The organism is Zoogloea sp., assembly GCF_023150065.1.
Classification (GTDB): Bacteria; Pseudomonadota; Gammaproteobacteria; order Burkholderiales; family Rhodocyclaceae; genus Zoogloea.
The window spans coordinates 331,754-348,702 of record NZ_JAKLLN010000001.1; the positions used below are offsets into that span (position 1 = coordinate 331,754).

15 protein-coding genes and 1 tRNA gene are annotated in these 16,949 nt (G+C 62.1%); 11 read left to right on the forward strand and 5 right to left on the reverse strand.

The annotated features are described in order from the left end of the window. Positions 1 to 43: 43 nt before the first annotated feature. Together tgt and queA are read right to left on the reverse strand one after the other, a co-directional pair. Complete coding sequence (tgt, locus tag L6Q67_RS01640; RefSeq protein WP_296564215.1) at positions 44 to 1,156, reverse strand: tRNA guanosine(34) transglycosylase Tgt; 1,113 nt, start codon at positions 1,154 to 1,156, stop codon at positions 44 to 46. Continuing rightward, entirely contained in the window at positions 1,153 to 2,181 is a 1,029-nt protein-coding gene (queA, locus tag L6Q67_RS01645) for a tRNA preQ1(34) S-adenosylmethionine ribosyltransferase-isomerase QueA (RefSeq protein WP_296564219.1), read from the reverse strand. Before queA ends, tgt begins: the two co-directional genes overlap by 4 nt. A gap of 46 nt (positions 2,182 to 2,227) precedes the next feature. On the opposite strand from queA, the gene L6Q67_RS01650 reads away from it, so the two are divergent. Together L6Q67_RS01650 and L6Q67_RS01655 are read left to right on the forward strand one after the other, a co-directional pair. Continuing rightward, positions 2,228 to 2,312 (forward strand) — tRNA-Leu (locus L6Q67_RS01650). A 157-nt stretch (positions 2,313 to 2,469) separates the two neighbouring features. Beyond that, positions 2,470 to 3,423, forward strand: a complete 954-nt coding sequence (locus L6Q67_RS01655; RefSeq protein WP_296564222.1) for an alpha/beta hydrolase — start codon at positions 2,470 to 2,472, stop codon at positions 3,421 to 3,423. A 27-nt stretch (positions 3,424 to 3,450) separates the two neighbouring features. On the opposite strand, the gene L6Q67_RS01660 is transcribed toward L6Q67_RS01655, so the two are convergent. Further along, positions 3,451 to 4,344, reverse strand: a complete 894-nt coding sequence (locus L6Q67_RS01660; RefSeq protein WP_296564224.1) for an adenylate/guanylate cyclase domain-containing protein — start codon at positions 4,342 to 4,344, stop codon at positions 3,451 to 3,453. 267 nt (positions 4,345 to 4,611) lie between these two features. Between L6Q67_RS01660 and L6Q67_RS01665 the strand changes: the two genes are divergently transcribed. Beyond that, positions 4,612 to 5,856, forward strand: coding sequence for a nitronate monooxygenase (locus L6Q67_RS01665; RefSeq protein ID WP_296564227.1), 1,245 nt, complete (start codon positions 4,612 to 4,614; stop codon positions 5,854 to 5,856). Positions 5,857 to 5,934: 78 nt separating this feature from the next. Here the strand turns inward: L6Q67_RS01665 and L6Q67_RS01670 are convergent, their stop codons facing one another. Together L6Q67_RS01670 and L6Q67_RS01675 are read right to left on the reverse strand one after the other, a co-directional pair. After that, complete coding sequence (locus L6Q67_RS01670) at positions 5,935 to 6,924, reverse strand: aldolase/citrate lyase family protein (RefSeq protein WP_296564229.1); 990 nt, start codon at positions 6,922 to 6,924, stop codon at positions 5,935 to 5,937. A 116-nt stretch (positions 6,925 to 7,040) separates the two neighbouring features. Further along, positions 7,041 to 8,033: a malate dehydrogenase gene (locus tag L6Q67_RS01675; RefSeq protein WP_296564232.1), complete on the reverse strand. Its 993-nt coding sequence runs from the start codon at positions 8,031 to 8,033 to the stop codon at positions 7,041 to 7,043. 223 nt (positions 8,034 to 8,256) lie between these two features. Between L6Q67_RS01675 and L6Q67_RS01680 the strand changes: the two genes are divergently transcribed. The 8 genes from L6Q67_RS01680 (at position 8,257) to L6Q67_RS01715 (ending at position 16,931) form a co-directional block, all read left to right on the forward strand. Next, on the forward strand, positions 8,257 to 8,985 hold the full coding sequence (locus tag L6Q67_RS01680; RefSeq protein WP_296564234.1) for a GntR family transcriptional regulator: 729 nt from the start codon (positions 8,257 to 8,259) through the stop codon (positions 8,983 to 8,985). Positions 8,986 to 9,103: 118 nt separating this feature from the next. After that, positions 9,104 to 9,493 carry a succinate dehydrogenase, cytochrome b556 subunit gene (gene sdhC / locus L6Q67_RS01685; RefSeq protein WP_296564237.1) on the forward strand — a complete coding sequence of 130 codons (390 nt, stop codon included), beginning with the start codon at positions 9,104 to 9,106 and terminating at the stop codon, positions 9,491 to 9,493. Then, positions 9,487 to 9,834 carry a succinate dehydrogenase, hydrophobic membrane anchor protein gene (sdhD, locus tag L6Q67_RS01690; protein WP_296564239.1) on the forward strand — a complete coding sequence of 116 codons (348 nt, stop codon included), beginning with the start codon at positions 9,487 to 9,489 and terminating at the stop codon, positions 9,832 to 9,834. Before sdhC ends, sdhD begins: the two co-directional genes overlap by 7 nt. Next, complete coding sequence (gene sdhA / locus L6Q67_RS01695) at positions 9,835 to 11,628, forward strand: succinate dehydrogenase flavoprotein subunit (protein ID WP_296564242.1); 1,794 nt, start codon at positions 9,835 to 9,837, stop codon at positions 11,626 to 11,628. It abuts the gene before it with no gap. A gap of 19 nt (positions 11,629 to 11,647) precedes the next feature. Continuing rightward, complete coding sequence (locus L6Q67_RS01700; protein WP_296564246.1) at positions 11,648 to 12,361, forward strand: succinate dehydrogenase iron-sulfur subunit; 714 nt, start codon at positions 11,648 to 11,650, stop codon at positions 12,359 to 12,361. Continuing rightward, positions 12,358 to 12,594 (forward strand): succinate dehydrogenase assembly factor 2, encoded by a 237-nt coding sequence (locus tag L6Q67_RS01705; protein ID WP_296564249.1) that lies wholly within the window; start codon positions 12,358 to 12,360, stop codon positions 12,592 to 12,594. The genes L6Q67_RS01700 and L6Q67_RS01705 overlap by 4 nt, the downstream gene beginning before the upstream one ends. Positions 12,595 to 12,650: 56 nt before the next feature. Next, entirely contained in the window at positions 12,651 to 13,946 is a 1,296-nt protein-coding gene (gltA, locus tag L6Q67_RS01710; RefSeq protein WP_296564251.1) for a citrate synthase, read from the forward strand. Between the two features lie 159 nt (positions 13,947 to 14,105). Beyond that, positions 14,106 to 16,931 carry a 2-oxoglutarate dehydrogenase E1 component gene (locus tag L6Q67_RS01715; protein ID WP_296564253.1) on the forward strand — a complete coding sequence of 942 codons (2,826 nt, stop codon included), beginning with the start codon at positions 14,106 to 14,108 and terminating at the stop codon, positions 16,929 to 16,931. Positions 16,932 to 16,949: the final 18 nt, after the last annotated feature.

Below are 16,949 nucleotides of genomic sequence, written 5' to 3' on the forward strand. Positions count from 1 at the left end.
GGGCGGGCGAAGCCGCAGCTTCAGCCCGCACTTTGGGCGGGTCTCAGAGCCCCTGGCCGGCACGCTCCCGATGGAAGCGGGCGACGTAGTCGCTGAGGCTGCCGGCGGCGATGGCGTCGCGCAGATCGCGCATCAGTTGCTGGTAATAGTGCAGGTTGTGGATGGTGGCCAGGCGTGCGCCGAGAATCTCGTTGAGGCGGTTGAGGTGGTGCAGGTAGCCCCGGGAGAAGTTGCGGCAGGTGTAGCAGTCGCAGGAGTCGTCGAGGGGGCGGGTGTCCTTCTTGTAGCGGGCGTTGCGGATCTTGATGTCGCCGTGGCGGGTGAACAGCCAGCCGTTGCGGGCGTTGCGGGTGGGCATCACGCAGTCGAACATGTCGATGCCGGCCTGCACGGAAAACACGATGTCTTCGGGGGTGCCGACGCCCATCAGGTAGCGTGGCTTGTCCTTGGGCAGCCGCGGTGCGGTGTGGTGCAGGATGCGCTGCATGTCGTCCTTGGGCTCGCCCACCGACAGGCCGCCAATGGCGTAGCCGTGGAAGCCGACGTCTTCCAGGCCGGCGAGGGATTCGTCGCGCAGGTTTTCATACATGCCGCCCTGGACGATGCCAAAGAGGGCGTTGTCGTTTTCCAGGCGGGTGAATTCGTCCTTGGAGCGCTGCGCCCAGCGCAGGGACAGGCGCATGGAGTCGGCAGCTTCGGTGACGGTGGCGGGGTAGGGCGTGCACTCGTCGAAGATCATCACCACGTCGGAGTTGAGCACCTTCTGGATGCGCATGGACTCTTCGGGGGTGAGGAAGAGCTTGTCGCCATTCACCGGCGAGCTGAAGCGCACGCCTTCCTCGGTGATCTTGCGCAGGGCGCCGAGGGAAAACACCTGGAAACCGCCGGAGTCGGTGAGGATGGGGCCGTCCCAGGCCATGAACTGATGCAGGCCGCCGAAAGCCTCGATGACTTCCAGCCCCGGACGCAGCCAAAGGTGGAAGGTGTTGCCCAGGCAGATGTGGGCGCCGATGTCGCGCAGATCCTGGGGCGAGATGCCCTTGACGGTGCCATAGGTGCCGACCGGCATGAAGGCCGGGGTTTCCACGGTGCCGTGGTTGAGCGTGAGACGGCCGCGGCGGGCGCCGCCGTCGGTGGCGAGGAGTTCGTATTTCATGGGGCGGTCCGGGTCAGGAACATGGCGTCGCCGTAGCTGAAGAAGCGGTAACGCTGTTCGATGGCGTGGGCGTAGGCGCGGCGGATGGTGTCCATGCCGGCGAAGGCGGAGACGAGCATCAGCAAGGTGGATTTCGGGAGATGGAAGTTGGTGATGAGGCCGTCTGCCACCTGGAATTCGTAGCCGGGAAGGATGAAAAGGTCGCTTTCCGCCTCGCCTGCCCGCAGGGGGCCGGAGCGGGCGGCCGATTCCAGTGCGCGCATGCTGGTGGTGCCCACGCAGATCACCCGGTGGCCGGCCGCCCGGGTGGCGGTGATGGCAGCGACGGTGGCTTCGGGCACAAAGTAGGCCTCGGTGTGCATGCGGTGTTCGGACAGGTCGTGGACGCGGACCGGCTGGAAGGTGCCGGCGCCCACGTTCAGGGTCACGAAGGCGCTGTTGATACCTTGCCCGGCCAGGCGGGCCAGCAGGGCTTCGTCGAAATGCAGGCCGGCCGTGGGCGCGGCAACCGAGCCCGGGCTGCGGGCGTAGACGGTCTGGTAGCGGGATTCGTCCGTGTTGCCGGCGGCGCGCTCAATGTATGGCGGCAGTGGCAGGCGGCCATGGCGTTCAAGCAGGGCGACCAGGTCGTCGCTGTCGGGAAAGCGCAGGTGGAAGAACTCACCGGCGCGGCCGAGTACCTCGACGTCGAGCGCTCCTTCGAGATGGAGCCGGGTGCCCGGCTTGGGCGATTTGCTGGCGCGGATCTGGGCCAGGGCTTCGTGCTGGCCCAGGGGGCGCTCGATCATCACCTCCACCTGACCGCCGGTGTCCTTGGTGCCGAACAGGCGTGCATGCAGAACCCGGGTGTCATTGAAGACCAGCAGGTCGCCGGGGTTGAGGAGGGTGGGCAGGTCGGCAAAGTGCAGGTCGGCCAGCTCGGGCTGCACCCGCAACAGGCGGCTGTCGGTGCGGCGATCCAGCGGTGCCTGGGCGATCAGCTCGTCGGGGAGCACATAGTCAAAGTCGTCGAGGTTCCAGGCCATGTGTTGATGCAGTCGGATGTTTCGTAGATAATGCGCGGCTTCCCATGCCGGGATGGCGGAATCGGTAGACGCAGCGGATTCAAAATCCGCCGCCGCAAGGTGTGTGGGTTCGAGTCCCACTCTCGGCACCAGTTTTCCTCAGGCTCTCGCCGCGCGACGCTGTTCTTCGGAAAGTCGCGCATGGTAGCGGGCCGGGCGCCTCGCCGCAAATGCGGCGTGTTCTGTGTCCGGTCACCTTGCGGCCGAGGGCAATATTTCCGATTGTCGTTTCATCCCGGACTGCTCCCCATGGCCCTCGATCCTCAAGCCAAGGCTCTGCTCGACATGGTTTACCGCGTCGGCGCTCCCCGTTTCCATGAGCTGGATGTGCACCAGGCGCGTCATTCCTTCGAGAAACTTCAGTTCACCCTTCGCCCTGAAGCACCTGCGGTGGCCTCGGTAACCGATGTGCCCATCCCGCGGCCCCACGCCCGCGACGGCGTGATCATGGCCCGGCTGTACCGGCCGCTTCATTCCCGGCCCGACGAGGCTCTGCCTGTCACCTTCTACTTTCATGGCGGTGGCTGGTGCGTCGGAAATATCCCCAGCTATGACGTGTTGTGTCGCGAACTGGCCAATCACAGCGGATGTGCGGTCTTGTCCGTCGATTATTGCCTGGCTCCCGAGCATCCCTTCCCGGCGCCGGTGGATGACGCGCAACGGGCAGTGGATTGGTCGTTGGCCAACGCTGCGTTGCTGGGGATCGATCCGGCACGCTTTGCCCTGGCCGGTGATAGCGCAGGAGGAACCCTGAGTGCCGTGACGGCCCTGCAGATGCGCAATCGGGGCGGGCCCCAGGCCGCCCTGCAGCTGCTGATCTATCCGTGCACCGACATCCTCAGTCAGCGCCCTTCACGGCGAACCTACGCGAACGGCTTCTTTCTGGATACGGAGAGCCTGGCCTGGTTCTTCGAGAAGTATCTTCCCAATCAGGATGACTGGCAGGACTGGCGCGCGTCGCCGCTGCTGGCCGGGCGTTTCGACGCGCTGCCTCCGGCCGCCTTCATCGTTGCGGGTTGCGATCCGCTGACCGATGACTGCAAGGCCTATGCGGACGCGCTGCGCGAGGCGGGGGTGGCGGTAAAGGTGCACGAATTCGAGGGCATGGTGCATGGCTTTTTCACCCTCGGAAAATTCTTCCCCCAGTCGAACGAGGCGGTTGCCCTGGGCGGCAGGGCGCTGGGCGAAGCGCTTAGGGGGTGATGGGCGCGTTCCGCGGTGGCGGGGCGCTCAGATGCAGACGAAGCTGACGACCTGCGGGCTGTTGGCGCAACTGCGACCGAGGGCGAAGTGCCCGCGGCCGCGCAGCACGACTTCCTCGCGGGACAGCAGGAACTCCCGTTCGCCATCGATCTGCACAAAGGTGCCGTTGCTGCTGCGGTCGATCAGCACGAACTTGTCGCCGCGCAATTCGATCTCGGCGTGACGCCGGGATGACTGGGTGTCGGCGATCACCAGGTCGGCCGCCGGGTCCCGGCCGATGCGCGCGCTGGGCTTGGTGGCGTTGAGCGTCAGGGCCATGGCATCGAGGTAGAGCCGCAGTTCCGGTTCTGTCTCGAGCAGGAAGTGGTCGCTTTGGACGATAGTCAGCTCGCCCACGGCTTCGCACATCAATTCACACAGCTCGACTGGCCGGGTCACGCCTCGGATGACCCGTGGCGGCAGCGTGTGCAGTACCGAACGCCACTCGGGGCCCAGGCGACGGGCTGTTTCAGCAGCGGTGATGGCCTTGCCCGGTGAAGCCAGCTCGGCCAGTCGGGCGGCGAAATTGACGGTATCACCGAAGACGTCCGTGCCGCTGGCGACGACGGCGCCGAAGTGGAAGCCGATCCTCACGGCCAGGCGCTGTTCGGGCGCGGCCGGGAGTTCCTTGATGGTCTGGTGAATAGCGAGGGTGGCGTCGGCGGCACTGTCCGAATCCCGGAACACGGCCATCAGGCCATCGCCGGTGTGTTTGACGACGCGCCCACCCTTGGTTTCGACCGCGATGCGCATGGCGCGGATGCTCTTGTCCACGACCTCGAAGGCCGACTTGTCGCCCACGCGCTGATATAGCTGGGTGCTGCCGACCAGATCGGCAAACAGTACAGCGCATTCATGAGGGGGAGGCGTGGGTTGGGACATCAGGCAGCAGGCAACTTCGGAAGCGTGATTTTAGCGGACTTCGTGACTTTATCCGCGCTCGCGAAAGTAACAAATTTACGTCGCCCCGTGGGGACATCCTGTTCGGCTGGCAGATGAGAGTCGGAATTCGATGATTTTGCGCAACTTCCGGTGCTTTTCCTTGATCCAAGACGCAGCGAATGGACGGGGGCGATGAGATAATACTGCGTTAGGTCGCAGCCGGCCTGTCGCCAATGTGGCACTTCACGTCTGTCTGGAAGGGGTTTCATGAAACGAGTTGATGATTTCCGTTTGCGCTTCGGCAAGCAGGAGTTGGTGCCAATCGTGATCGGCGGCATGGGGGTGGATATCTCCACTGCAGATCTGGCACTGGAGGCTGCTCGCCTGGGCGGGATCGGTCACATCTCGGATGCAATGGTCAAGACGGTCGCGGACCGTCGCTTCAATACCAAGTACGTCAAGGACAAGCTGAAGCAGTACAAGTATAACGTCGCCAACTCGGACAAGTCTGTTGTCCAGTTCGATCTCGGTCAGCTTGCCGAGGCCACCCGTCTGCATGTGGGGCGCACCATGGAGGCCAAGCGTGGGTCGGGCATGGTCTTCGTGAACTGCATGGAAAAGCTGACCATGAACGCACCGAAGGAGACTCTTCGCGTGCGCCTCGCTTCCGCGCTCGATGCGGGGGCCGACGGCATTACCCTGGCCGCGGGTCTTCATCTCGGCTCCTTCGCGCTGATCGAAGACCATCCGCGTTTCCGCGACGCGAAGCTCGGCATCATCGTGTCCTCCCTTCGCGCATTGCAGTTGTTCCTGCGCAAGAGTGCCCGCACCAACCGCATGCCTGACTACGTGGTGGTTGAAGGCCCGCTGGCGGGGGGGCACCTGGGTTTCGGCATGGACTGGGCCAAATATGACCTGGCCACCATCGTCGCCGAGATCCAGGCCTGGCTGATTGCCGAGAAGCTCGATATTCCCCTGATTCCGGCGGGCGGCATCTTCACCGGTAGCGACGCGGTGTCCTTCCTTGAGAATGGCGCGGGTGCCGTCCAGGTTGCCACGCGTTTCACCGTGACCCACGAATGCGGTCTGCCCGAGGATGTCCAGCAGCACTATTTCAAGGCCAGCGAGGACGAGATCGTGGTGAACCAGATTTCACCGACGGGCTATCCGATGCGCATGCTGACCGGGAGTCCGGCAATCGGCTCCGGCATCCGCCCCAACTGTGAGGCGTATGGCTACCTTCTCGACAGTACCGGCAACTGTTCCTACATCGATGCCTATAACCGGCAGGTGGAGCTGCACCCGGGCGTAAAGAAGATCTCGGTGATGGAGAAGACCTGCATGTGTACGCACATGCGCAATTTCGACCTGTGGACCTGCGGGCACTACACGTATCGCCTGAAAGACACTTCCCGCAAAGGTGAGGACGGTAATTACCAGATCCTTACTGCCGAGCATGTGTTCAAGGACTACCAGTTCAGCACGGACAACGCGCTCGCACTGCCGGATTGATTTCCGGCAGCCCTGAATAACAAAAAAGCCCGGTATTCAGCCGGGCTTTTTTGTTGCCTGCCTGCGCGCTGCACTGGCTCAGAAGAAGCGTGTGGCCGCTTCTGGGGGCAGGTCCATGCCGGTTGCACGGGCACGTTTCAGGAGTTCCCAGTAATAGCGGTAGGAAGCCCGGTCATGGAGTTTTCCGGCGTGCTGTATCGGCCCCCAGCCTGCATCCTGGGCTGCGATCAGGATGGCGGCGGCGTCCTCGACCTCGGAGAAGTCCGGGCGCATGGCTTCGACGATGGGGACGATCTGATTCGGGTGGATGCTCCACATGCGCAGGTAGCCGAATTCCCGGCGCGCTCTTTCGGCGTCGCGGCGGATGTAATCCAGGTCTTTCAGCTCGGTGGTCACGTTGTGGGAAGGCACCACACCGTTGGCCAGCGAGGCTGCGGCAATGTCGCACTTGGCGCGGGCTACCAGGGGGTGATCGAACTGTCCGGGGCTACGCATGGCGCTGCCGGGGATGGCGCCGTGGTGTCCGCTGACGAAATCCATCAGGCCGAAATCGAGAGACTCGACCCTGTCGAGTGCGGCGATATCCCACGCGTCCCGAAGTGCGCCGTGAGTTTCGATCAGGACGTGGACAGGGATTTCCCTGTCGATCCCGTGCCGTTCTTCGGCGTTGCGGATGCTCTCGATCTGGCGCGCGGCATCGGCGACGCTGCGCGGCTTGGGAATGGTCAGAAAGGCCAGGCGACGCCCGGCGCGACTGACCAGAATCTCCACGTCCTGCTCCCAGTGCGGGTGGGTGATGTCATGAATGCGTGCGCCGACCCGGCCGAAGCGATTTTCGTCGGACATCACCAGCGCCGCGGCCATCTCCGCATGTGCCGCTTCGGCTCCGGCATGGGCACCATCCTCACAGTCGCAGGTGATGTCGAAGACGGGGCCGAGCTCCTGCTGCAGCGTCAGCGCCTTGCGCATCAGCTTTTCGCTGCCGGCGTAGTGGTCGACGGCGGGGAGGACGGGGAAGGGCTTTTCACCCTGGAAGAGCACGTGCTCGGGATGGGGCAGGGAGGACATATGTGAAGTGGGCAGGGTGCAGATGGGCGGAGATTAGCAAAAACCGGTCAACAAAAAAACGCGGGGGCGTTTCCGCCCCCGCGTCTGATCCTGCGGCAGGATGCTGTCGGGCGTGATCAGCCCAGCAGATCCTTGACGCCGTCACGCTCTTCGAGGAGTTCGTTGAGGGTGTGGGTCATGCGCTCGCGGGAGAACTGATCGATCTCCAGGCCCTGAACGATCTTGTATTCGCCGTTTTCGGTGGTGACCGGGAAACCGTAGATGATGCCTTCGGGGATGCCGTAGGAGCCGTCGGACGGGATGCCCATGGTGACCCATTCGCCGTTGGAGCCGAGCACCCAGTCACGGATGTGGTCGATGGCGGCATTGGCGGCGGAGGCGGCGGAGGAGAGGCCGCGGGCTTCGATGATCGCAGCGCCACGCTTGCCGACGGTCGGCAGGAACACGTCGCGGTTCCATGCTTCGTCATTCACCAGCGCCGGCACCTTGTCGCCGTTGGAGGTGGTGAAGCGGTAGTCGGCGTACATCGTGGGGGAGTGGTTGCCCCAGACGACCAGGTTCTTCAGGCTGGACACTTCACGGCCGGTCTTGCCAGCGAGCTGGGACAGGGCGCGGTTGTGGTCCAGGCGCAGCATGCCGGTGAAGTTCTTGGCATTGACGCGGCCGTACTTGACGGCGATTTCCTTGGCAATGTAGGCGTTGGTGTTGCAGGGGTTGCCGACAACCAGGACCTTGACGTCGGGGCTGGCGTGCTGGCCGATGGCTGCGCCCTGGACGGTGAAGATCTTGGCGTTTTCGGTCAGCAGGTCCTTGCGCTCCATGCCGGGGCCGCGGGGGCGGGCGCCGACGAGCAGGCACACCTGAGCGTCCTTGAAGGCGACGTTGGGGTCGTCAGTGGCGACCATGCCGGCCAGCAGCGGGAAGGCACAGTCTTCCAGTTCCATCATCACGCCCTTGACAGCCTTCTGGGCTTGGGGGAGGTCGAGGAGCTGAAGGATGACGGGCTGATCCTTGCCCAGCATTTCACCGCTGGCGATGCGGAACAGGAGGCTGTAACCGATCTGGCCGGCGGCGCCGGTGACTGCGACACGAACGGGGGCTTTTGCCATTGTTGATACTCCCTCAAGGAAAGAAGTGTTATCGATTCGATACTGCTGCTTCGCGCCGCCTTCCAGCTGTCGCGATGGTGGTTGAACACTCGATCAGTGCCTGACCGGTCAACAGATGAATCGTATGGACATTTTTCAAGGCTGTCAATTCCATGTCTGATGTCTTATATAAGATAAAAGACATCCCATGGACTGCTCTGAAAAAGTGTGATTCAATACATGAATGCGACCCGAATCGCCCACCTTCAGCCCCCTGTACCGTCAGATCAAGAATCTGATGTTGAACGCTTTGGAGTCCGCCGAGTGGCGGCCGGGGCAGGCCATTCCCAGCGAGCAGGAACTCGCCCTGCGCTTCAATGTGAGTCAAGGCACCGTCCGCAAGGCCATTGACGAAATGGCGGCGGAAAATCTGCTTGTCCGCAAGCAGGGCAAGGGAACCTATGTGGCTTCCCATAATGACCCCCGCGCGCTTTTCCGCTTTCTTCGCCTCGTGCCGGTGGATGGCGATCTTGCTCACCCCCAGAGTGTGCCCCTTGATTGCTGGAAAGCCAAGGCGGGAAATGAAGCTGCACGCATGCTGGGGATTGAGTTGGGTGCTCCGGTGACGATTCTGCGGCGATTGCTGAAGTTCTCGGGGCGGCCTGTTGTCATCGACGAAATCTATCTCCCGGGCGAGATCTTCCACGGATTGACGATGGAGGTTCTCCAGGGGGCGCATGGTTCCCTGTACAGCCTCTTCGAGACTCGCTTCGGGGTGCGCATGATTCGCGCCGAAGAGCGTATCCGTGCCGTGGCGGCCGACCGCATGACCAGTGAAACGCTGGGGGTTGTGGAGGGGACTCCGCTGCTGTCGGTGGAGCGTGTCACTTATACCTACGGTGACAGGCCGGTCGAGTGGCGGCGTGGTCTTTATTCAACAGCCGATCACTATTATCTGAACGAGCTTAATTGATTGATTTGAATTGGCAGGGGTGCCCGGCCTGTCAGTGGTTGGTAAGGGTATATACTTATAATTTTGTCGTGTGGGAAGAGTGCGGCCTTTCGGTCGTAATTTGCTAGAGGGAATATTTATGGCAGAGGTGATTTTGAAGAAACAGCGCCCGAAGCATCTGGCGCTGAACGAGATCAGGCTTCCGTTACCCGGAAAAGTCTCGATCCTGCATCGGGTCAGTGGTGTGGGCCTTTTTCTGATGCTTCCGGTGCTGCTTGCGCTTTTCGGTAACAGCGTGGGCTCTCCCGAGTCTTTCGTCTCCTTCAAGGAAGTCGTCAATAACGTCTTCGTCAAGCTGATCCTGTCGGGTCTGGTGTGGGCGTATCTGCATCATTTCTGCGCGGGCATCCGCTTCCTGCTGCTGGACCTTCATGTTGGCGTCGACAAGCAGTCCGCCGTGTCCAGCGCTCGTCTCGTGCTGATCGTCAGCCTCATCCTCACTGTCATTCTGGTGGCCAAAGTATGGTAAAGCCTGTCATTGTCGGCGCCCATTACGGTTTCCGTGATTGGCTCGCCCAGCGCGTCACCGCCGTTGTCATGGCGATCTACACCGTCCTCTTCGCAATTTGCGTGCTGACCATGCCAGATGCCTCCTACGAGAGCTGGCGTGCGATCTTCAGCGGCGGTTTCATGAAGTTTGCAACCTTCCTGTTCTTCATGTCGCTGTTCTTCCATGCCTGGATCGGCGTGCGGGACATTTTCATGGATTACATCAAGCCGACCGGCATTCGTCTGACCCTGCATTCGGTCGTTGCTCTTCTGCTCGTCGGCTATGCCGGCTGGGCTGCTCAGATTCTGTGGAGGCTGTAAGTGAAAGTCGCAAAGCATACTTTTGATGCAGTGATCGTCGGCGCTGGTGGCGCTGGCTTGCGTGCGGCTCTCCAGCTTTCCGAAGCGGGGATGAGAACCGCCGTCCTGACCAAGGTCTTCCCGACCCGCTCCCACACCGTTGCCGCGCAGGGTGGCGTTGCTGCGTCCCTCGGCAATTCCACCGAGGACAACTGGCACTGGCACATGTACGACACCGTCAAGGGGTCGGACTGGCTGGGCGATCAGGATGCCATCGAGTTCATGGTCAAGAAGGCCAACGAGGTCGTCGTAGAGCTTGAGCACTTCGGCATGCCCTTCGACCGCACCGATAACGGCAAGATCTACCAGCGCCCCTTCGGTGGCCACTCCCAGAACTACGGCCAGACCCCGGTGTCCCGCTCCTGTGCGGCAGCCGACCGGACCGGCCATGCCATGCTGCATGCCCTGTACCAGCGCAACGTCCGTGCCAACACCCAGTTCTTTGTCGAGTGGATGGCGATGGACCTGATCCGCAACGCGGACGGTGATGTGCTCGGCGTGACGGCCATGGAAATGGAAACCGGCGAAGTGTCGATCTTCCATGCCAAGGCCACCATCTTCGCCACCGGCGGTGCCGGTCGCATCTACTACAGCTCCACCAACGCCTTCATCAACACCGGTGACGGTGTCGGTATGGCCGCACGTGCCGGCATTCCGCTGGAAGACATGGAGTTCTGGCAGTTCCACCCCACCGGCGTGGCCGGCGCGGGCGTGCTGATCACCGAGGGTGTGCGCGGCGAAGGCGGCATCCTGCGTAACGCCTCCGGCGAGCGCTTCATGGAGCGCTATGCGCCCAACCTGAAGGATCTGGCCTCCCGCGACGTGGTATCCCGTTCCATGGTGACCGAGATCAATGAGGGCCGCGGCTGTGGTTCCGACAAGGATCACGTGCTCCTCGACATTACCCACCTTTCGCCCGAGACCATCAACAAGCGCCTGCCCGGCATCCGCGAGATCTCCATCCAGTTCGCTGGCGTTGATCCCATCAAGGCGCCGATCCCCGTGGTTCCGACCTGTCACTACCAGATGGGCGGTATTCCGACCAACTACAAGGGTCAGGTCGTGGTGCCGAAGGATGGCAACCCGAACGTGCCCGTGGCGGGCTTCTACGCCGCTGGCGAATGTGCCTGCGCTTCCGTGCATGGTGCCAACCGTCTCGGCACCAACTCGCTGCTCGATCTGCTGGTGTTCGGCAAGGCCGCCGGTGAGACCGTGGTGAGTGACTTCAAGTCCGGTCAGCTCACCCTCAAGCCGCTGCCCGAGAACGCTGCCGACGTGTCGTTGGCCCGTATCGCCCGTCTGGAGTCCCAGACCAACGGCGAGGACGTGCATGAGGTCCGCCTCGAGATGCAGCGCACCATGCAGAAGCATGCTGGTGTGTTCCGTTTTGCGGACATCCTCAAGGAAGGCGTCACCAAGATTCTGGAAGTCGCCGAGCGCGCCAAGAAGACCCAGATCAAGGACAAGTCCAAGGTCTGGAACACCGCCCGCACCGAGGCTCTCGAACTCGACAACCTGATCGAAGTGGCCAAGGCCACCATGATCTCCGCCGAGGCCCGCAAGGAATCCCGTGGTGCCCACGTGCGTGACGATGCGATCGACTGCGCCGAAACCCCGAACGGCCGTGACGACAAGAACTGGCTCAAGCACACGCTGTGGTTCAGCGAAGGCAACCGTCTTGATTACAAGCCGGTCAACCTGCAGCCGCTGTCCCCCGAAGTCGAGCCGATCGCGCTCGCCAAGCGTACCTACTGAGCGTTCCGGAGAATAGAACATGAGCAGCAAGCGAACCGTACAGTTCAAGATTTACCGCTACGATCCGGACAAGGACGACAAGCCGTACATGCAGGACATCTCCGTCGAGCTCGAGGAGTCCGACAAGAAGCTGCTGGACGCGCTGGTCCGCCTGAAGGCCAAAGACGACACCCTGTCCTTCCGTCGCTCCTGCCGTGAAGGTGTGTGTGGTTCTGACGCCATGAACATCAACGGCAAGAACGGTCTGGCCTGCCTGACCGCCATCGACGAGCTGGCCCAGCCGATCACCATCCGTCCGCTGCCCGGCCTGCCGGTTGTGCGTGATGTGATCGTCGACATGACCCAGTTCTTCAAGCAGTACCACTCGATCAAGCCGTACCTGATCAACAACGATCCGGCACCCGAGCGCGAGCGCCTGCAGACCCCGGAAGACCGTGAAGAGCTGAATGGCCTTTACGAGTGCATCCTGTGCGCCTGCTGTTCCACCAGCTGCCCGTCCTTCTGGTGGAACCCCGACAAGTTCGTCGGCCCCGCCGGCCTGCTGGCTGCGTACCGCTTCCTCGCGGATACCCGCGACCAGGCTACCGGCGAGCGCCTCGACAACCTCGAGGATCCGTATCGTCTGTTCCGTTGTCACTCGATCATGAACTGCGTCGATGTGTGCCCGAAGGGTCTCAACCCCACCAAGGCCATCGGCAAGATCAAGGACATGATGCTGCGTCGCGCCGTATGACGCTGAACAGGGGGCGCGTGCGCTGGCAGTGCCGTCGGGCTCTTCTCGAGCTCGATCTGGTGTTCACGCGTTTCCTCGATCGGCACTTTGATCGTCTGACCGACGATCAACTGGCGGATCTCGACGACCTGCTGCTGGTCGAGGACCATGACCTCTGGGCCATGGTCAACGGCAGCAGGCCGGTCGAAAAAGATCGCTGGAAGGAAATGGTCGAGCTGCTCCGGGAACGTTGACGGAGCAGCCCGGCCGCTAGGGAGCTGGAGTTTCAACAGGGAAAAGGGACCAAAACATGACCACGCAACGCACTGCTGCACTGACCGTAGATGGCAAGTCCGTAGAGTTTCCGATCATGTCGGGGACGCACGGCAACGATGTGATCGACATTCGCACCCTTGGCGGAAAGACCGGGTATTTCACTTACGACTCCGGCTTCCTGTCGACTGCCAGCTGCCAGTCCAAGGTCACCTATATCGACGGTGACAAGGGCGAGCTGCTGTATCGCGGCTACCCCATCGAGCAACTGGCTGACAACTGCAACTTCCTCGAAGTCACCTATCTTCTGAAGAACGGCGAGCTGCCCAATGCCGCCCAGAAGTTCGACTTCGAAAGCACCATCAAGAAGCACACGATGGTTCACGAGCAGCTGTCCAAGTTCTACTCCGGCTTCCGTCGTGACGCTCACCCGATGGCCGTCATGACCGGTGTTGTGGGCGCCCTGTCCGCGTTCTACCACGACGCCATGGACTTCTCGGACGTCGAACACCGCAACATCAGCTTCAACCGCCTCGTGGCCAAGATGCCGACCATCGTCGCCATGGCCTACAAGTACAACACCGGCATGCCGTTCATGTACCCGGACAACGATCTGGACTACACCGCGAACTTCATGCGCATGATGTTCGGCAATCCGTGCGAGAAGTACGTGCCGAATCCGGTGCTGGTGCGTGCCCTGGACGTGATCTTCACGCTGCATGCCGACCACGAGCAGAACGCCTCCACCTCCACGGTCCGTCTGGCCGGCTCCTCCGGTGCCAACCCCTTCGCCTGTATCGCTGCCGGTATCGCCTGCCTGTGGGGCCCGGCTCACGGTGGTGCGAACGAAGCCTGCCTGCAGATGCTGGAAGAGATCGGTGACGTGTCCCGTGTGAGCGAGTACATCGCCCGTGCCAAGGACAAGAACGACAGCTTCAAGCTGATGGGCTTTGGCCACCGCGTCTACAAGAACTTCGATCCCCGCGCCAAGCTGATGCGCAAGGTCTGCCACGAAGTCCTCGGCGAACTCGGCCTCGAGAACGACCGCCTCTTCAAGCTGGCCATGGAACTCGAGAAGATCGCCCTCGAAGATCCGTACTTTGTCGAGAAGAAGCTCTACCCGAACGTGGACTTCTACTCCGGCATCGTCCAGAAGGCGCTTGGCATCCCGACGGAAATGTTCACCTGCATCTTCGCGCTGGCCCGCACGGTCGGCTGGATGACGCAGTGGGAAGAAATGATCACCGATCCGGAATACAAGATCGGTCGTCCGCGTCAGCTGTACATCGGCGCCGCTCGCCGCGACGTCAAGCCGCTGGACCAGCGCGCTTAAGTATTGCCCGGAGGGGGAGGGGGAAATAGGAGAAACGATGCGGGGTGCCATGAAACGGGCATCCCGCTTCGTTTATCCACAGGTATCTGACGATCAGGGATTTCTCCCCACCGTAGCAAGTCAATTCAAAAAGACACGATAAAAACCAGGTGGTCGCCCATGATGAAACAGCTTTTTGAGAGCTCCCAACTGTTCGGCTCCAACGCGCCGTTCGTCGAAGAGCTCTACGAGAACTATCTCGACAATCCGGACTCCGTCTCCGAAGAATGGCGGAAGTACTTTGATTCCCTCCAGAACGTCCCGGGCAAGGGCCCTGACGTTGCTCACTACCCGATCATCAACGCCTTTGCCGAAATGGCGAAGCGCGGCCCGGTGCGCACCGTGGTCGCTGCCGGTACCGATCAGAAGCAGGTCGGTGTGCTCCAGCTCATCAATGCCCACCGCTTCCTGGGTACCCGCTGGGCCCAGCTTGATCCGCTGAAGCGTACCGAGCGCCCGGAGATCCACGAACTCGAGCTGTCCCACTACGGCTTCACCGAGGCGGATCTCAACCAGACCTTCAACACCGGCTCCTTCCACGGCCTGCCGGGCGATCATGCCACCCTGCGCGAGATCCTTGATGCAGTCCGTCAGACCTACTGCGGCTCCATCGGCGCCGAGTACATGTACATGACGGACATCGCCGAGAAGCGCTGGATCCAGGCCCGCCTCGAGCCGACCCGCGGTCGTCCCGCCTTCCCGGCCGAGCATCAGCGTCGCATCCTCGAGCGCCTGACTGCCGCCGAGACCATGGAGCGCTACCTGCACACCAAGTATGTGGGCCAGAAGCGCTTCTCCCTGGAAGGTGGCGAGAGCACCATCGTTGCCATGGACGAGCTGATCCGCGTGGCGGGCAGCAAGGGCGTCCAGGAGATCGTCATCGGCATGGCTCACCGTGGCCGTCTGAACGTGCTGGTGAACACCCTCGGCAAGTCGCCGAGCATGCTGTTCTCCGAGTTCGAAGGCAAGGCTGCGTCCGATCTGTCGGCCGGTGACGTGAAGTACCACATGGGCTTCTCCAGCGACGTGATGACCACGGGTGGTCCGGTGCACCTGACCCTGGCCTTCAACCCGTCCCACCTGGAAATCGTGAACCCCGTGGTCGAAGGCTCGGTGTATGCCCGTCAGACCCGTCGCGGTGCCAACGGCAAGGCCGAGGTCGTGCCCGTCCTGATCCACGGCGATGCCGCCGTTGCCGGTCAGGGCGTCAACCAGGAAATGCTCAACTTCGCCCAGACCCGCGGCTATGGCACGGGCGGCACGATCCATATCGTGGTGAACAACCAGATCGGCTTCACCACCTCCGATCCCCGCGACTACCGTTCGTCCCTGTACTGCACCGACATCTTCAAGATGGGTGAGTCCCCGATCTTCCACGTCAATGGCGACGATCCGGAAGCCGTGGCCTTCGTCATGGGCCTGGCCGTGGAATACCGCCAGCAGTTCAAGAAAGACGTGGTTGTCGACATCGTCTGCTACCGCAAGCTCGGCCACAACGAGGCCGACGAGCCGATGGTGACCCAGCCGCTGATGTACAAGAAGATCGCCAAGCACCCCGGCACCCGCAAGATCTACGCTGACAAGCTGGTCCAGCTGGGCGTCTGCAAGGCCGACGAGCCGGACGTCTTCATCAAGGACTACCGCGCAGCCCTGGATCGTGGCGAGCTGCTGACCAACCCCGTGCTGTCCGACTTCAAGCGTCAGTTCTCCCAGGACTGGGGTCCGTACGTTGGCAAGAAGTACACCGACAAGTGCGACACCAAGGTTCCGATGGCAGAGCTGAAGCGTCTGTCGAAGTCGCTGACCACCACCCCCGATGGTTTCACCCTGCACCCCCGCGTGCAGAAGATCATCGACGACCGCAAGGCCATGGGCGATGGCAAGCTGCCCTTCGACTGGGGCATGGCCGAGAACCTGGCCTATGCCAGTCTGGTGGTGCAGGGCTTCGGCATCCGTCTGTCCGGTGAGGACGTGGGCCGTGGCACCTTCTTCCACCGCCACGCCGCGCTGCACGACCAGAACCGCGACCAGTGGCACGATGGCACCTTCTACCCGCTGCAGAACATCCGCGAGGGTCAGGGTCCGTTCTACTGCTACGATTCCGTGCTGTCCGAAGAAGCCGTGCTGGCCTTCGAATACGGCTACGCGTCCGCCGAGCCCAACCAGCTCGTGATCTGGGAAGCCCAGTTCGGCGACTTCGCCAACGGCGCCCAGGTGGTGATGGACCAGTTCATCAGCTCCGGCGAAGCCAAGTGGGGTCGTCAGTGCGGTCTGGTCATGATGCTGCCCCACGGCTACGAAGGCCAGGGCCCGGAGCACTCATCTGCCCGTATCGAACGCTACATGCAGCTGTGCGCCGAGATGAACATGGAAGTGTGCATCCCCTCCGGCCCGTCGCAGATCTTCCACCTGCTGCGTCGCCAGGCCCTGCGCAAGATCCGCAAGCCCCTGGTGATCATCACGCCGAAGTCGCTGCTGCGCCACAAGGATGCCATCTCTTCCCTGGATGACCTGTCGAAGGGTACGTTCCAGACCGTCATCGGTGAAGTGGACGAGCTCGAGGCCAAGAAGGTCAAGCGCGTGGTTGCCTGCTCCGGCAAGATCTACTACGAGCTGCTGGCCCACCGCCGTGCCAACGACATCAAGGACATCGCCATCATTCGCCTTGAGCAGCTCTATCCGTTCCCGGCCGAAGCTTTCGCTGCCGAGGTGAACAAGTACCCCAACGCCAAGGAAGTGGTGTGGTGCCAGGAAGAGCCCCGTAACCAGGGCGTGTGGTACTGGCTGGCCTCCCGCCACCATCTGGACAGTGCGCTGGGCGACAAGCACAAGTTCCTGCTGGTGTCCCGTCCGGCTGCGGCCTCGCCGGCCGTCGGCTACTACGCCAAGCACAATGCGCAACAAAAGGCAGTTATCGAAAATGCGTTTGGCGAAATCAAAGCCTGATGCCCATGTCCGTGCCGA

What these genes read in the sequence shown, in the direction of transcription:
- tgt (WP_296564215.1), bottom strand. Translation starts at nt 1,156, where the DNA reads ATGAAATACGAACTCCTCGCCACCGACGGCGGCGCCCGCCGCGGCCGT.
- queA (WP_296564219.1), bottom strand. Translation starts at nt 2,181, where the DNA reads ATGGCCTGGAACCTCGACGACTTTGACTATGTGCTCCCCGACGAGCTG.
- L6Q67_RS01655 (WP_296564222.1), top strand. Translation starts at nt 2,470, where the DNA reads ATGGCCCTCGATCCTCAAGCCAAGGCTCTGCTCGACATGGTTTACCGC.
- L6Q67_RS01660 (WP_296564224.1), bottom strand. Translation starts at nt 4,344, where the DNA reads ATGTCCCAACCCACGCCTCCCCCTCATGAATGCGCTGTACTGTTTGCC.
- L6Q67_RS01665 (WP_296564227.1), top strand. Translation starts at nt 4,612, where the DNA reads ATGAAACGAGTTGATGATTTCCGTTTGCGCTTCGGCAAGCAGGAGTTG.
- L6Q67_RS01670 (WP_296564229.1), bottom strand. Translation starts at nt 6,924, where the DNA reads ATGTCCTCCCTGCCCCATCCCGAGCACGTGCTCTTCCAGGGTGAAAAG.
- L6Q67_RS01675 (WP_296564232.1), bottom strand. Translation starts at nt 8,033, where the DNA reads ATGGCAAAAGCCCCCGTTCGTGTCGCAGTCACCGGCGCCGCCGGCCAG.
- L6Q67_RS01680 (WP_296564234.1), top strand. Translation starts at nt 8,257, where the DNA reads ATGCGACCCGAATCGCCCACCTTCAGCCCCCTGTACCGTCAGATCAAG.
- sdhC (WP_296564237.1), top strand. Translation starts at nt 9,104, where the DNA reads ATGGCAGAGGTGATTTTGAAGAAACAGCGCCCGAAGCATCTGGCGCTG.
- sdhD (WP_296564239.1), top strand. Translation starts at nt 9,487, where the DNA reads ATGGTAAAGCCTGTCATTGTCGGCGCCCATTACGGTTTCCGTGATTGG.
- L6Q67_RS01700 (WP_296564246.1), top strand. Translation starts at nt 11,648, where the DNA reads ATGAGCAGCAAGCGAACCGTACAGTTCAAGATTTACCGCTACGATCCG.
- L6Q67_RS01705 (WP_296564249.1), top strand. Translation starts at nt 12,358, where the DNA reads ATGACGCTGAACAGGGGGCGCGTGCGCTGGCAGTGCCGTCGGGCTCTT.
- gltA (WP_296564251.1), top strand. Translation starts at nt 12,651, where the DNA reads ATGACCACGCAACGCACTGCTGCACTGACCGTAGATGGCAAGTCCGTA.
- L6Q67_RS01715 (WP_296564253.1), top strand. Translation starts at nt 14,106, where the DNA reads ATGATGAAACAGCTTTTTGAGAGCTCCCAACTGTTCGGCTCCAACGCG.